The sequence below is a fragment of the Methylomonas lenta genome, from assembly GCF_001644015.1.
Lineage (GTDB): Bacteria > Pseudomonadota > Gammaproteobacteria > Methylococcales > Methylomonadaceae > Methylomonas > Methylomonas lenta.
Map to the genome: position 1 here is coordinate 1 of NZ_LUUI01000095.1, position 16,447 is coordinate 16,447.

The 16,447-nt window shown below is 51.8% G+C and carries 5 protein-coding genes; all 5 read left to right on the plus strand.

The features are described 5' to 3' along the window. Window positions 1-307: 307 nt before the first annotated feature. The 5 genes from A1359_RS08305 (at window position 308) to A1359_RS08325 (ending at window position 15,960) form a co-directional block, all read left to right on the plus strand. Complete coding sequence (locus A1359_RS08305) at window positions 308-1,534, plus strand: glycosyltransferase (protein WP_066980867.1); 1,227 nt, start codon at window positions 308-310, stop codon at window positions 1,532-1,534. Window positions 1,535-2,171: 637 nt separating this feature from the next. Then, window positions 2,172-2,798 carry an alpha/beta hydrolase family protein gene (locus tag A1359_RS08310; protein ID WP_066980870.1) on the plus strand — a complete coding sequence of 209 codons (627 nt, stop codon included), beginning with the start codon at window positions 2,172-2,174 and terminating at the stop codon, window positions 2,796-2,798. A gap of 2 nt (window positions 2,799-2,800) precedes the next feature. Next, complete coding sequence (locus A1359_RS23140; protein ID WP_066980873.1) at window positions 2,801-12,064, plus strand: calcium-binding protein; 9,264 nt, start codon at window positions 2,801-2,803, stop codon at window positions 12,062-12,064. 164 nt (window positions 12,065-12,228) lie between these two features. Then, window positions 12,229-14,403, plus strand: a complete 2,175-nt coding sequence (locus A1359_RS08320; RefSeq protein ID WP_066980875.1) for a type I secretion system permease/ATPase — start codon at window positions 12,229-12,231, stop codon at window positions 14,401-14,403. 123 nt (window positions 14,404-14,526) lie between these two features. Further along, window positions 14,527-15,960, plus strand: coding sequence for an HlyD family type I secretion periplasmic adaptor subunit (locus tag A1359_RS08325; RefSeq protein ID WP_066980878.1), 1,434 nt, complete (start codon window positions 14,527-14,529; stop codon window positions 15,958-15,960). Window positions 15,961-16,447: the final 487 nt, after the last annotated feature.

Below are 16,447 nucleotides of genomic sequence, written 5' to 3' on the forward strand. Positions count from 1 at the left end.
GCGAAGCGGTTTAGTCCAATTATCTTCTATGCATAGCGGCCATCAAGAGACATTGAAGAATTGAAATACACTCTCCGTTGAATGTCAGCTCTTAGCAGAAAAACTGACATGACAAAGCTTCTAATATTGTTAGCTTTTTTTGCTTTAATAGCCCCATAATTATCCAACAGGAAAAGCATAAAGCTTATGCAGGGTTATAACCTCATCAGCCGAAGCAGTGTCAATTTATGCGATGTCTTGTTTTTAAATGCTTGACCCTTTCGTTAGCTTATAAATCAAAGTTTAGGACGACTAAAGTGCTATTGACATGAGTCGAATCTTATTTGCATGGGAGCTAGGTGCCAATTACGGCCATTTGACCCGCCAATTACCTATTGCCGAAAGACTGCGCAAGCAAGGACATGCGGTTTTTTTCGCCGTGCGCGATACCTCGATTGCTGCTCGGCTATTAGAACCTCGGGGATTTGCTTATACCCAGGCCCCTTTCGATACCGCAAACCGGCGTCCGTCACAACTGCCAGCCAATTATGCCGAAATCCTGTTGGCCTCGGGATATACCGACCCGACAACCTTATGTGGCATGGTCCGTAGCTGGTTAAGTCTGATGCGTTTGCTGCGTGCCGACTGCGTCGTCATCGATCATGCCCCGACCGCGCTGTTCGCCGCTTATTTGGCCGGATTACCGACGGCAATGATAGGCAGCGGCTTCGAAATACCACCGGATCGCTCACCGCTGCCGTCGATCCGACCATGGGACAACATCGGGCTCGACCGTTTGCAGCAAGCCGAAGACCGTGTATTGGATCGCCTGAATGCCTTAACCGCATCATTCGGCAGACCCAAACTGCATCGTATAGGCGAATTATTCCGCTACGCCGACACCTTGCTGACCAACTTTGCCGAACTGGACCACTACGGCCCGCGCGACGGTGAAAACTACGCCGGCCCTCTATGTTCCGGCCTCACAGAACAACAGGAAAACTGGCGAGAGCCGGACAGACCGCATATATTCGCTTATCTAAGGCCCAGTGTGCCAGGTTTTGATCCCTTATTGCAGGCCTTATCCAAACTTACGGCGGAAGTCATCGTTGCCGCGCCGGCCATCCGTCACAGCCAAGTCGAAGCACTGGCCTCCAATCGTTTTCGTCTCCATGCCCACCCCCTTGCATTGAACGACAACCTATTGCAATCAGCCGATTTGGCTGTGTCCTATGCCGGAGCAGGCACGGTAAACGCTTGCCTGCTGGCCGGGGTGCCGATGCTATTGGTGCCGCAAAACGTCGAACAATATTTGATGAGCCGTTGCGTAGAAATAATCGGCGCCGGAATAACCGCCAAGCAAGCCCGAAGCGAAACGCAATTTAGCGAGCTGCTGGAACAAACTCTACAAACCCCCGCGTACCGGCAACAAGCTAAAGAATTTGCCCACCGCCATGTCGGCTTTAATCCCGAGCAAACGTTGAATCAGGCGGTGCGGATGATAGAAGCGCAATTGCCGGAAAGCAAAGCAAGCGAGCAAACCAAAGCACCGTAATGAGCAGTCATATTGTTACTGGCATAGTTAACCCACGACCAGAATCATCCGCGTCACGACGGAATAAAATTCCAGAAAAAACAGCAAGAACTTCACAAAATTGTGGACAGCGGAAAAATTGCAAGGCAGAATCACATCTCTGGTCACCTCACTTATAAAGCTAGAGATCATTTATTGGGTTTCTTAATTCAAATTCGCACCTAATCGACAGGGATGACCGGATGCAGCAAGCAAGCACCCGGCTGGCAAACAAAACTGAATAAGGACATTGCATGAAAAGTAGAACAGTCAAAATCGAGAACGCAGGCATACCGACGATGGTGAAGCCGGGCAAACGTGGTTTGCGCTCAACACCCCCATACGATGCCACGATTAAAAACGGATGGCCGGCGAAATTGAAATTCGGTCGAAATTGTTTCACCGATAGACCATTAATGACGAGTTGCAAGTTTAATTTTACTCTGACCCCAGTTATTTATGCGCCTCCTTGCGTAAGCAGTATTCTATTGGCGAATCTTATGGGCTTGGAATAGACGGAGATTTATATGAATTTAACTAGTTTGAACATACGGCGCAATGCCCGTTGGTTATTGCGTCTTGTCCTTCGCGACATTAGCCAGAATATAGATATTTAGCAATGGAATTAATCGCGATCATATTTTTTCTCGGCATCTATTTATTAATTTCCGTAGGTGTCGTGAAGGCCGCTATGGCTTGGGCGAGACGGCATCAACGAAGAGTATGGTTATGGGGTGGGCTTGCCGGTTTTATCATGTACAACCTGGTGTTTTGGGATTGGATTCCGACGATGGTTGCTTATAAATATTATTGCGATACTCAGGCGGGATTTACTGTGTTTAAGACGCCAGAACAATGGAAACACGAAAATCCAAATTTATCCAATGAAAGCTTAAGGCCTTTGATAGAAAAACAAAAAATAAGCATGCCTTTTAAATCCTTGCCAAGTGATCCGACCAGAAAAGTGCAAATGTTAAATCCTAGAATCTATCATGGTTTAGAATCCGAGGCGCCTGTACTATCCATACTTCCACTGCATAAAGATATTTATTATTTTTCTGATATTTTGAACGATCAGCGACTGGCACAGCTTGTTAGTTTTAGCATTTATTATCATCCGAATGACTTTGGAAACATTAAGTTTTGGATGAAAGGAAATTTCTGTGGCCATCAATCTATGGCTGATGAAATGCAGGAAACAGGTTATACAAAATATTTTAACGAAATTCTTGTAATGGAGTACTAATAATGACAGCTACAACAAAATTATTCGAATTAGGTCAACTAGCGGAAGCAAGCTACGCTGATTTCACAGTCGCGTCAGTTAATGGCACCATAAATCCAGATACTATGAGTAAGGCACTTGATAACAGTTCACTATTTTCTTTAAGCCAAGCCAATGAATTCGCAGCACACTGGCAAGTCGCCTCTCATCAACCCGACACTTCTAACGGCTTCTCCGCCACGCTCTTTCAACGGATTGACGACGATCCTATCAGTGGCTATATATCCGGCCAATATGTTTACGCCATTCGCGGCACCATGGGGTCAGACGACTTATTCGTTGCCGATGGTGGCGATATTGTGATGGACGGCTTGGCCATCGACCAAATTATCGATCTCTATAATGATTGGCAACGCATCAATACCGGTAAAGACAAAACTTATCAAGCGGCTAAGTTGGTGACATTAACTGACGAAACCGCGTTGCGATTGACCATGATAGGTTCTCCCGTATTATTAGTTGCTTACGATATTCTGATGGCTTCAAAAGGTTACATCATAGACTCGCCGAGTGGCCGCGTACGACAAGTCGAGTTCGACCACTCCGATCTTGTCTTCGGTGCCGACGATCCACGTGCGAAAGGGGATGTGGATATTAATAGCGCGTTGGTTGATGTGACCGGCCATAGCTTGGGCGGCCATTTAGCGGCGGCGTTTACCCGCTTGTTTGGTGGCAACGCGGAAGCGCTAACCATCAATGGCGCTGGTTACGCAACGGGCTTTTTTCCGGGCTTGAGCCTGAATGCCGGAGGCAATATTGCCAACTTATTTGAGAAGCTAAGTGGTTCGGCTCAGTTCGATCCCAACGCCATCAATAATCTCTATGCCGAAGCGAATCCCGAATTCATTACCATGGATAGCGAATTGGGCCTGGTTCAACAAGGTCATACCGACGGCGTATTTGTGGAGCAAAGTCAGCCTTGGCAACAAACATTCGGCCATGGTTCCGGCCAAATGACTGACAGCTTGGCTGTTTACGATTTATTCATTCGTTTGGATAGCGGTTTGCTAGTTGCGACACCGGGGCCAGTGTTGGAGAAGTTAAAACCGCTGTTCGAAGCTGCCAGCAACCAAGCGTCTTCTAGTTTGGAGAATTTGGTCAACGCCTTGGTGGACTTGTACGATACCGGCATAAAAATCGCCGACCTTGCCACTGATAACCGGGAAGCACTGTACCAAGCCATGAACGTCATCAAAGACAGCGATAGTTATCAATCCGCTAACGGTTTAACCGATGTGGTGTTGATTAACGATGTGGGCGCGTCTCAATGCGTGGAAAAAGCCAAGCAAACGGATGCGGAAGGCATTGCCTTTCGCTACGCGTTGTTGCATTTAAACCCGTTTGTCCTCGTCGATGCCGATTACAGCCGACACAACGGCAATGGCGAACTCGATCTTTACGACGCGAAAACCGGTCACGGCCAAATCACCGAACAATGGCTCAACGACCGAGCGCAAATGTTAAGTCACTTGTTGCAACGTAATCTCGACGATGCCTCTTTCGCTAGCGCTATCTTCGCCGACCAAATCTTCGAAGACTATACATTACCAGGTGTTATTGACGGTACTCATTTGATTCTCACCGGCCCTGAAACGCTGGGAGAAAACAGCCACCATATTATCTTCGGCGATGATCAAGCCAACCAACTTCAAGGCGGCAATCTAGGCGACCATCTTTATGGCGCCTCCGGCGACGACCTACTGACCGGTGGCAAGGGTAACGACTATATGGAAGGTGGCTCCGGTAGCGACCTTTACGCCTTTATCGCCGGCGACGGCATGGATACCATCCTCGATACTGACGGCCTGGGAAAAATCACCCTAAATGGCGTTCAAATCAAAGGCCAAACCGATGTCGCAGCCAATCAATGGATACAAGCAGGCCAAACCTGGCAAGACCGCCAGCACCATATCGGCTACAACCTGGTGACTCAAGCCGACGGCACGCAGGACTTGCTGATTGCGACCGCCGATAACACCTTGATCGTGAAAAACTGGCATGCCGATGTACTGGGCATCACGCTCGAAAGCGTCACTCCACCTGAGCCTGAAATTATTCTTACCGTAACCGGCGACTTCAAACCCCTGGACCAAGACCCCAACACCGACGGTATCCAGCTCGGTTACGACGCGCTGGGCAATGTCATCACCGACCCCGAGCAGCCCGATCCCGACCATGAGGATTCGCTTTACGACAGCACCGACAACGACAAGCTACAGGGCTTTGGCGGCGACGACATCCTGGATGCCATTCGCGGTGGCGACGATTTATTAGAGGGTGGTGCCGGCAGCGACGTCTTGAATGGTGGCAGCGGCAACGATTTTTTGTACGCCGATGTGGAAATCAGCGTGGCGGACGCATTGGCGCAAGCCGATACCCAAGCCGCCACCGACCAGCGCGGCGACTGGCTGTACGGCGGAGACGATGACGACACCTTGCTGGGCGACGGCGGCAACGATATGCTGTTGGGCGGTAGTGGTGCGGATCTGCTGATAGGCGGCGGTGGCGACGACAACTTGTTCGGTGATAAGACCGGCAACGCCAATTTGGACTGGGATGTTTTCCGCTCAACCATCAACAGCAATAATGACTCAACCTATACCCTGACTTATTTCCGGAGCACTGCCTACGACAATCCCGTCGGCGGCGATGACATACTCTACGGTGGCGAGGGTAATGACTGGTTAATCGGCAACCGTGGTAACGACATACTCGATGGCGGCGTCGGTAACGATGTCCTGTTCGGTGGTGAAGACAAGGACTTCCTGTTGGGAGGTGACGGTAACGACGAACTATATGGCAATGCCGGTGTGTCTAGTCCGTTGGAAGACGGTGACGATTATCTGGATGGCGGCACGGGAAATGACAAACTTGTGGGCGGCGGCGGCAACGACAATCTGTTCGGCGGACTCGGTGACGATGTCTTATATGGCGATCACAACGGCACCCTTGAAGCAGACGAAGGTGAAGATTATCTGGTCGGCGGCGACGGCAGCGATACCCTGATTGGCGGCGGCAAAAACGACATTTTGCTCGGTGGTGCCGGTATTGATTATCTGTTTGGCGAAGCGGGCGACGACATCATGCAAGGCGGTGCGGATGCTGACGAACTTAGCGGCGGTGCCGGCATGGATTATCTGGACGGCGGTGATGGTAACGACATTATCGATGGCGGCGAAGGCAACGATACACTGTTGGGCGGTGCCGGGGCGGACATTTTACAGGGCGGTGCAGACGACGATGTTTATCTGGATGTAACCGCTGAGGACACCATCAATGACATCTTGGGCCATAGCATCATCCACCTGAGTCAAGCCTCCGGCTTGGCGGCTGACAATGCGTTGTCCAAGGTCGATCAAAACGGTGTCGACTTAGCTATAACTCTGGATAACGGTGAAACCATTACCTTGTCAAATGCGCTATATATGGACGCCACCCTGGTATTTGCCGGCGGCAGCGAAATGGATTTGGAAACTCTGGTGGGCAATCAACTGACGGGGGCCGTGTCGTTGCAGCTTGGTAATAATGGCGGCAAGCTATACGGCGGCGCAGGCGCCGACAGCCTATACGGCGGTAGCGGTAACGATACGCTCAATGGCGCCTTGGGTGCGGATAAACTCTACGGCTATGCCGGTAACGATGTTCTAAATGGAGGTGACGGCGACGATATCCTGGATGGTGGCGATGGCGACGATACCTTGATCGGCGGTGCCGGACGGGATTTGCTGCTGGGCGGTAGCGGCGACGATAGTTATCAACTGACCTCGGTCGCAGGTGGTGATAAGATCGCCGACACGCAAGGGCAAAACCTGATCAAATTCGGTAGCGATATCGACCCCAACCAACTGACCGCTAGCGTTTCGACCCTTGCCGGCCAAACCGCACTGACCTTAACCCTGGCAGGTGTCGAACTGGCCACCATCACCCAAGGCTACAGCAGTTTCGGCTTCGAATTTGCCGACGGTACGCGGTTGACTACAGACGACTTTTTGCTCAGCTATCGAACCGGAAGTGGGACCGGCAATATAGTCGGCACCAACAATGACGATACCCTGTTTGGCGGCCAAACCGCTGATAAGCTGTATGGCTATGCCGGTAACGATACCTTGTGGGGTGGTCGAGGCGATGATGAATTAGAGGGCGGCCTGGGTTCGGACGATTACCGCTACAGGCTGGGCGACGGTCACGACACGATAGTGGAAACCGATGATGCTAATCTGAGCGGACAAGACCGGGTCAGCTTCGGCGTGGGCATTACTTCGAGCGATGTACTATTCAATCGCCGCCCCAACGGCGACCTGTCGGTCACGGTAGCCGGCTTGGCCGACGCGATCACTATTACCGGTTGGTATAACGATGCAGCCACACGGGTAGACAGTTTTGCGTTTGCCGACGGTGAGACCATCACGGCTGATACCTTGTTGGGATTGGCTATTGCGCCGCAAACCGGTAGTGCCGGTAACGACACGCTGACCGGCAGCGGATACCGCGATATTATCATGGCGGGTGCCGGCGACGATTTATTGACCGGTAACGGCGGCGATGACGACCTGTATGGCGAGGTAGGCACGGATACCTACCGCTTTACCCTAGGGAGCGGTGCCGACCGAATATTTGAAATGGCTGATGAAAGTTCGATTATCCAAGTAAGCGGCTTCGACCTCTCCCGACTGACCGGCAACCGGATCGGCGACGATCTGTTGCTGGGGGTAACCGGTGCAGCCGACAGCCTGACCCTGAAAAATTTCTACAGCATGCCGCACGACTGGCAAGTATCCGTCAATGGCGGGGGCTCTCGGGATTTAGTGGGCGTTTTGGCCGATAACGAGGCTTATCGGGCCAGTCGGAGCGAGTTGGAGCGTTTGCAAGACGCTTTTCAATCGCAGGTCACCGATGAGGTCTACCGGGGCTATCAGGCTGCCGGCATGCTGCAACAAGCCGACGGCAGTTGGATGAGTGATCTGCAGATTAATCTCAGTAAGAAAACCAGCGATTATACCCGTGCGGACGTCTATACCGGCTATGTGCCTACCAACACCAGCTATTACAGTTTGAGTGGTGGTTATGGATTGAAGCAGGGAGGCGTGAGCGTTTCGTCTTATACCAGCGACGACGCCAATATCAACTATACGTATAGTGGGTCCGGCTATTTACCAAAAAATGTGCAGGTAACTTGGCATGAGCTGCAAGCCGTATCCACGCAGTTATATACCTCAACCGCAGTGAATTATTCACAAAAACTTTATACCATTGAAGAGTTACTGGCACTGATAGCGGCTTCGGGGGGCAGTAGTATCGCTATTGAAAACCCGTACGTGATTACCGAAACGCCAACCTATAACCTGACGACGACCACCACTACTACATTTACAGCTACTCCGGTCTCGATTATTGAAGCCGACGGCACAGGGTATGACATCGCCGGCAGCAATGCACAGAGTATGTACAATCTGCCCAACTTACCGGACACCTTAGCAATCAATGCGTATGACTATCGGGTTGAGATCAGCATTGTCAATGGCGGCAACAGCGATAACGACATAAGGTTTAATGGCAACATCGGCATCGTGCATGGCGGCGGCGGTAACGACACAATTAGGGCCTATTCGACTGGAATTTATATTGATTACCAAGGCGATGTGGCGGGTCAAACTTGGTTGGACGGCGGTCAGGGCGACGATTTGATCATAGGCGGTTTTTCTCATAACGATGACATAGTCGGTGGTCGGGGTAACGACATGCTGCGGGGTGAAGGTGGCACTGACCGTTATTATTTTCTGGCGGGCGATAGCGGTACCGACTTGGTCTATGATGTGGGTTATGGCGGATCGCTTTACGATGACACTATTGCGTTCGGCGAGGGTATTGCATTATCCGATCTGAGTTTTTCCTGGGGTGATGAAATTTTGCCAAGTTATAACTACGGAAATTACGACGAATCATGGGTAAGAAGGTTTCAGACCCTGGATATCCGCTGGCAACCGGATGCGGTGGCTAGAGTGGTGATGTCCACTCCATTTATAAATAGTTATGGCCAAATTGTTGAGAGTAACGGTTGGGATCAAACCGGTGTTGAAGTTTTAGAATTCGCTGACGGCAGCCGAATGTCCATTGAGCAATTATTGGCATTGCCCGGCATGCCAGTTCGACCCACGGTGAACCGATTCAGCAACATCCAATTGGGAACCACTGATGCGGATGTATTGACGGGCCAGGCGAATCCCGATGATCTATACGGCGGATTAGGCGACGATACTCTGACCGGTGATGATGGTGACGACTGGCTGTTCGGTGGTGCCGGCAATGACTTACTGGCGGGCGGTTCCGGCAATGATCGATATTATTTCGAAACCGAGGATAGCGGTACGGATTTACTGTACGACATTGGTTATGGAGGTGGCGATGTCTCCGGCGACAGCGTGGTATTCGGAGACGACATAAATCTGTCTGATTTTAACTTTTCCTGGGGTAGCGAGAATTTTTCGCCCTTCAACGATGGCAATGTCACTTTGTTTCAAACCCTGAATATCGGTTGGCAAACCAATTCGGTTATTAAAATCGTCATGCCGCGACCGGATGCCTACAGCTGGTTCAACACCGGCGTGGAGTTTTTCGAATTCGCCTATGGTAGTCAAATGACGATGGATCAAATACTGGCTTTGGCCGGTCCATCGCCTCAAAATGCCCCGATACTGAATAGTCCCTTGGTCGATCAACAAGTATTTGCAGACGTAGCCTTTTCGTACACATTGCCAGAGGATGCCTTTATTGATCTCGATGCCGGCGATGTTCTCACCTATGAGTCTTCTTCCACTTGGAGGGACTGGTTAAGCTTCGATCCGGAAACACGCACGTTTACCGGTCTGCCCGGCGCTGATATGTTGGGTTCATACAATATTTTCGTCACCGCGACTGATCGCTTTGGCGCATCGGTCGGCGATAGCTTTTGTTTGACGGTTAATCCTGCCCTGGTCGGTACTGCCGGCGATGATGTCTTGCAAGGCACGGAGGGCGATGATGGCATGGTCGGCGGTGCGGGTAACGACCTATTAGAAGGTGGTGCCGGCCAGGACACGTATATCATAAACTTGAATGATGGCCGCGATAGCATCGTTGATGCCGTGGGAGACAACAACGCCATCAGATTCGGCCCTGGGATAACGCCAAATGATATTACTCTGCGATTGGGTTCGCTGATGTTGGATTTGGGCAACGGCAACGAAGTGCATATTGAAGGTTTCAATCCGGACGATGTCTTCAACAGTTCCTCTATTGATACCTTTACGTTTAGCGACGGCAGAGTTCTAAGCCTTGAGCAACTATTGGCCCGTGGTTTTGACTTGGATGGTACGGCTGCGAATGACGTCATCACCGGCACCAATACCAGCGACCGCATCAATGGATTGGATGGCAACGATACCTTGATAGGCGGTGCCGGCGACGATACGTATGTATTGAGTGACGGCGGCGAAGGTATGCTTAAGATTGACTATGTGGCCGGCACCAATAGTTCGGTATCGCGTTACCTGGGCACCTTTCAGGCGGGCGAAACCGTTACTTTCAGCGCGCGTTACCAGAGCGAGCCCGGCGTCACAGCTCGGCTATTCTTAGGCGATGCCGGTGGCGCAGATAAATACGATAACTATAAATATACCTCAGTAATAGACGGTACCGGGGAATGGGAAACCCTCAGCGTAAGCGTCACCCTCACACATGATGACCAGCTTTGGGCGTATATGTACGGCGACCGGGACGGTCCGAATCGTCAGGCGGGCAATTTCGTGTTATACGATGACGTTGAAATCGTCAGTCAACAGCGAGGCGTTATTCTGCAGGATAGCTTTGCGACAGGTATTAATAGCAATTGGAGAACCTCCGGTAGCAGTCAATGGATTGAGCAAAGCACGGATCAGGTGGTCGATACTAGTGGTACTGATACTGTGCAATCCAACTACAGTTACACGTTGGGCGCAGATATCGAAAATCTTCTGCTCAAAGGAATCGCAAACATCGACGGTACCGGCAATGCACTTGACAACGTGCTTACCGGTAATAGTGGCAACAACATTTTGATGGGTGGTGAAGGTAACGACACCTTGCTGGGTGGTGCCGGAAATGACCGCCTCAACGGCGGCAATGGCGACGATATTTTAGATGGCGGCGACGGCAATGATACTTACGTGTTGAACGATGGCGGTGAAGGGGCGCTTAAGATTGACTATATGGCTGGCACCAACAGTTCGGTAGCGAGTAACCTGGGTACCTTTCAGCAGGGTGATACCGTTACCTTCAGCGCGCGCTACCAGAGCGAGCCCGGCGTAACAGCCAGACTTTTCATCGGAGATGCCGGTGGCGCAGATAAATACGACAACTACAAATACACCACAGTAACGGACGGTACGGGGGAGTGGGAAACGCTCAGCGTTAGCGTCACCCTCAAACATGATGACCAGCTTTGGGCATATATGTATGGCGACCGTGACGGTCCGAATCATCAAGCGGGCAATTATGTGTTGTACGATGATGTCCAAATCGTCAGTCAACAACGCGGCATCATCCTGCAAGACAGTTTTTCGGCAGGCATTGATAGCACTTGGAAAACCTCCGGCAGCAGCCATTGGATTGAGCAAAGTACGATAACAGATCAGGTGATAGACACCGGCGGTATCGACACTGTGCAATCCATCTACAGTTATATACTGGGTGATGGCATCGAAAATCTGGAGCTCAAAGGAACGTCTGATATTAATGGTACCGGCAATACGCTGGAAAACTCGCTTGCTGGTAATAAGGGCAACAACATTCTGATGGGCGGTGAGGGCAACGACACTCTCAATGGCGGAGGCGGTAACGATATTTACTTATTCGGTAAGGGTGACGGCGCCGATATACTGAGCGACTTCGATACAACGGACGGTAATACGGACATATTAGCCTTCGGTGCCGGCATTATCGAAGAGCAAATCTGGTTCCGCCATGTCGGTTCGACTCTGGAGCTCAGCTTGATCGGCACCGACGACAAGGTGACGATCAACAACTGGTATTCCTGCTCGACCTATCATGTCGAGCAGTTCACGACTTCGGATGGTCTGACTCTCCTCGACAGCCAGGTGGAAAACCTGGTCATCGCCATGGCCGCCTTTGCGCCGCCTTCAGCCGGTCAAATCAGTTTGCCGCAGGATTACCAAACCACTCTGGCGCCAGTGCTGGCGGCCAATTGGCAGTAGTCATTAACATTCAGGATTCAAGGCACAAAACACCACCGGGTTTATCACCATCTAGCGGCGTTTTGTACTTTGGACCTGAAGCCTATACCAAATATGTTTTTTCTGATTAGTGCGGGAAGCCGTGCCGCAGCCGCTTATGCTGCGGCAATACCATCGAGGAACCGATGACTTTTGAAAATCCGACAGAATCCCCTTTCGAGCAACCACCAGCCCAGCCACAGAATCAACAAGCCCCCAACTCCGACACCGGCTTGATCGGCCTGGTGATGATGGCCCGCTTGCATGGCATCGCCGCCGACCCGGACCAGTTGGCGCATGAATACTGCCACAGCGGTCAGTCTTTTGGTCATACTGAAATCCTGTTGGCCGGCAAAAAACTGGGGCTAAATGTTAAAGCGGTTACGGTACCGATGGGCCGTTTGTCGACCACGCCTTTGCCGGCCCTGGCCCGCGCGGTGGGCGGCAGTTACTTTATTCTGGCTAAAGTGGAAGCAGGACAAGTGTTGATTCAATCGCCCACCAGCGGCCGACCGGAACGATTAAGTCTGGCTGAGCTCGGTGAGCGTTGGCAGGGTGAGTTGATCTTGTTCACCTCGCGTGCCTCGTTGGCGGCAGAGCTGAGCAAGTTCGACTTTACCTGGTTCATCCCGGCGATGGTCAAATACCGCAAGCTGTTGCTGGAAGTGTTGCTGGTCAGTTTTGTGTTGCAATTGTTTGCGCTGGTAACGCCGCTGTTCTTTCAGGTGGTGATGGATAAGGTGTTGGTGCATCGGGGTTTTACCACCTTGGATGTGATCGCAGTCGGCCTGTTGGTGGTGACCTTGTTCGACGTGGTGCTGACCGGCTTGCGCAGTTACGTATTCGCTCACACCACCAGTCGCATCGACGTGGAACTGGGTGCGCGGCTGTTCCGGCATTTGTTGAATCTGCCGATACCCTATTTCGAAGCCCGCCGGGTGGGCGATTCGGTCGCCAGAGTGCGCGAACTGGAGAATATCCTGGCTTTTTTAACCGGCAATGCAGTGACCGTGGTATTGGATTTGTTATTCTCGGTGGTGTTCCTAGCGGTGATGAGTTACTACAGTTGGGATTTGACCTTGATCGTCTTGGTGTCCCTACCGTGTTATGTGATTTTATCCTTGCTGTATACGCCGCTGCTTCGCGGCCGCCTGCACGAGAAATTCAATCGCGGTGCCGAGAACCAAGCCTTTTTGGTAGAGGCCATTGCCGGCATCGGCACGGTCAAGGCCATGGCCGTGGAACCGCAATTGACCCGGCATTGGGATCAACAACTGGCCGCCTATATTGCCGCCGGATTCCGTACCGCCACCATCGGCATCTTCGCCAACGGCGGCGTCACCCTGATCGGCAAACTGGTCACGGTGGCGACCATGTGGTTGGGTGCACATTTGGTGATCGCCGGCGAAATGACGGTCGGTCAGTTGATTGCCTTCAATATGCTGGCCGGCCATGTGGCCCAGCCAGTGATGCGTCTGTCGCAACTGTGGACCGATTTTCAGCAAACCGGCATTTCGATGCAGCGGCTGGGCGATATACTCAACACCCGCAATGAAACCATCGGCAACAAAAGCAGTTTGCCGCCGATTCAGGGTCGCATCAGCTTCGACCAAGTGGTATTTCGTTACCAACCGGATGGATCTGAAGTCTTGCGTGGGATTAATCTGGATATCCGGTCCGGTGAAGTGATCGGTATCGTTGGTCGCTCCGGTTCCGGTAAAAGCACTTTGGCCAAACTGGTGCAACGCTTGTATGTGCCGGAACGCGGCCGGGTATTGATCGACGGCCTGGATTTGGCCTTGGCCGACGTGTCGTCCTTACGTCGGCAGATCGGTGTGGTGTTGCAGGAAAACGTGTTGTTCAACCGCAGCATCTGCGACAACATTGCGTTGACCGATCCCGGCACGCCGCTGCCGCAGGTGATTGCCGCTGCTCAATTGGCCGGTGCTCATGAGTTTATCCTGGAATTGCCGGAAGCCTACGATACGATGGTGGGCGAGCACGGATCCACCCTGTCCGGCGGCCAACGCCAGCGTATCGCCATCGCCCGGGCTCTGTTAGCCAATCCGCGCATTCTGATCTTCGACGAAGCCACCAGTGCCCTGGATTACGAATCGGAACGCATCATCCAACAAAACATGAAGGCCATCTGCCAAAGTCGCACGGTGATCATCATCGCCCATCGGCTGAGTGCGGTACGCGACGTCAACCGCATCATTGTGTTGGGCAAAGGCCAGATTGTCGAGCAAGGCAGTCATGCCGAATTGCTGCAGAAACAGGACGGCCATTATGCTTATTTGCACCGTTTGCAGGTAGGCTGAAAGACGAAAGACGAAAGACGAAAGACGAAAGACGAAAAAGCTTAGCCGGATTCCCGGTTATTTTAATCTTTGGTTTTGTATCTTTCTTTTCAACACTCTATGCCAACGTAAACACGGATTCCGATGTTAAAACTGCAAGCCAGCCTTGATTTACTCCATCGCTATACGACTGTGTTCCGCCAGATTTGGGCTAGACGGGCCGAACTGGACAGCCTGCCGCGTCAACGCTACGAAACCCAGTTTTTAACGGCCGCACTGGCGTTACAGGAAACCCCTGTGTCGCCGGCACCGCGTATTGCCATGTGGTTGCTAATAGTCTTTGCCGGATTGGCGGTGCTATGGGCGGCTTTGGGACATATCGACATTGTTGCCAACGCCCAGGGTAAGATCATACCCAATGACCGGGTCAAGATTATCCAACCGATGGAAACCGCTACCGTGCGGGCGATATATGTTAGCGACGGCCAAGCCGTCAAAGCCGGCGATGTGCTGATCGAACTCGATGCCACAGCCGCCGACGCGGATACCGATAGCATTGCCGGCGATCTACGAATCACTGAACTACTGGCTGCGCGCGACACCGCCTTTCTGGCCAGCCTTAACCAATTGCAACAAGGCAAATCTCAATCGCCTCAATTGCAAGTGCCGACCGATGTGAGCGCTGCACAAGCCGACAACGAGCAGCGGCATTTGGATGGCGAGTGGCAGGAGTTGCTGAGTAAACTGGCACGGCTGAAAGCCGACAAAACCAGCCGCCAAGCCGAACTGCGGGCGATTGAAGCCACTGTGGAAAAACTGCAACATACGGCACCGATCGCCCGCCAGTTGGCAGAAGATTATCAAAAGTTGCAGGGTAAAAAATTCGTCTCCAGTCACGATTATCTGCAACGCGAACAAGCCCGTATCGAACAGGAAGGCGAATTGGCGACTCAACGGCAAAAGTTGCAAGCGCTCAAAGCCTCCATCCAGGAAGCGGACAAACAAAAAACAGAACTGTTGGCCTCCACTAAGCGCGCCGCGTTGGACCGCTTGCACGACAGCGAACAAAAAATCGCCGGCTACCAACAGGCGATTATCAAGGCCCGCCAGCGCAGCCAGCTCTTGAAACTTACCGCCCCGGTAGACGGCAACATTCAGCAATTGGCCGTGCATACTGTCGGTGGCGTGGTCACCCCGGCCCAACCGTTGATGATCATAGTGCCAGCCGACCAGGCCATGGAAATCGAAGCCTTCGTCGAAAACAAAGACATCGGCTTCGTCAACCCCGGTCAAGAAGCCGAAATCAAGATCGAAACCTTTCCTTACACCAAATACGGCACCTTGCATGGCGAAGTGCAACAGGTCTCCACTGACGCCATCAACGATGAAAAACGTGGGCTGATCTACGCCTCCAAAGTCAAACTGCCGCGCACCACCATGCAGGTGGAAAACAAGACTGTCAATCTATCACCCGGAATGGCCGTGACCGTGGAAATCAAAACCGGCAAACGGCGGGTGATAGAATACTTCCTCAGCCCCTTGATCGAGCATGTCGGGGAGAGTTTAAGGGAGCGGTGAAGATTGAACGTCTGCTATATGGGAGAGAGCAGACCGCTTAACCAAAAGTTGTCGGGTGACCGGCCCACTGTCATTTCGAATGACTGATTTGTCAACTGGATCCGACATTCGCAGGACGAGGAAATCGTGGGTTTCCTCATTGAGTCCAAGATTGGAAATTACTCGGAGATTTCTATCTCGACAGATCTCATATATTCTAGAAATTCCTTTCCTCGATACTTCAGGGCCTGCTGGATGCTTAGCAGCGTGGCATAGTTGCGAGTCCCTTTTGGAGAGCTTGAGTTAAGTACATTCCGACTAGCACGAACAGCATGCTCGGCATTGTTGTTATTCCACAGTACGCCGTCCGTAAGACAGGAAGGTGAAAACTTTGTCACTGTTTTTTTCGATGCGCTTTTGGAATGCCCATCCGACCTCAGTGGCACAACTCAGCTCCGCAATATGCTCGATGAATCTATCAGCTGCTCGTCGATACATGTCGGCATTA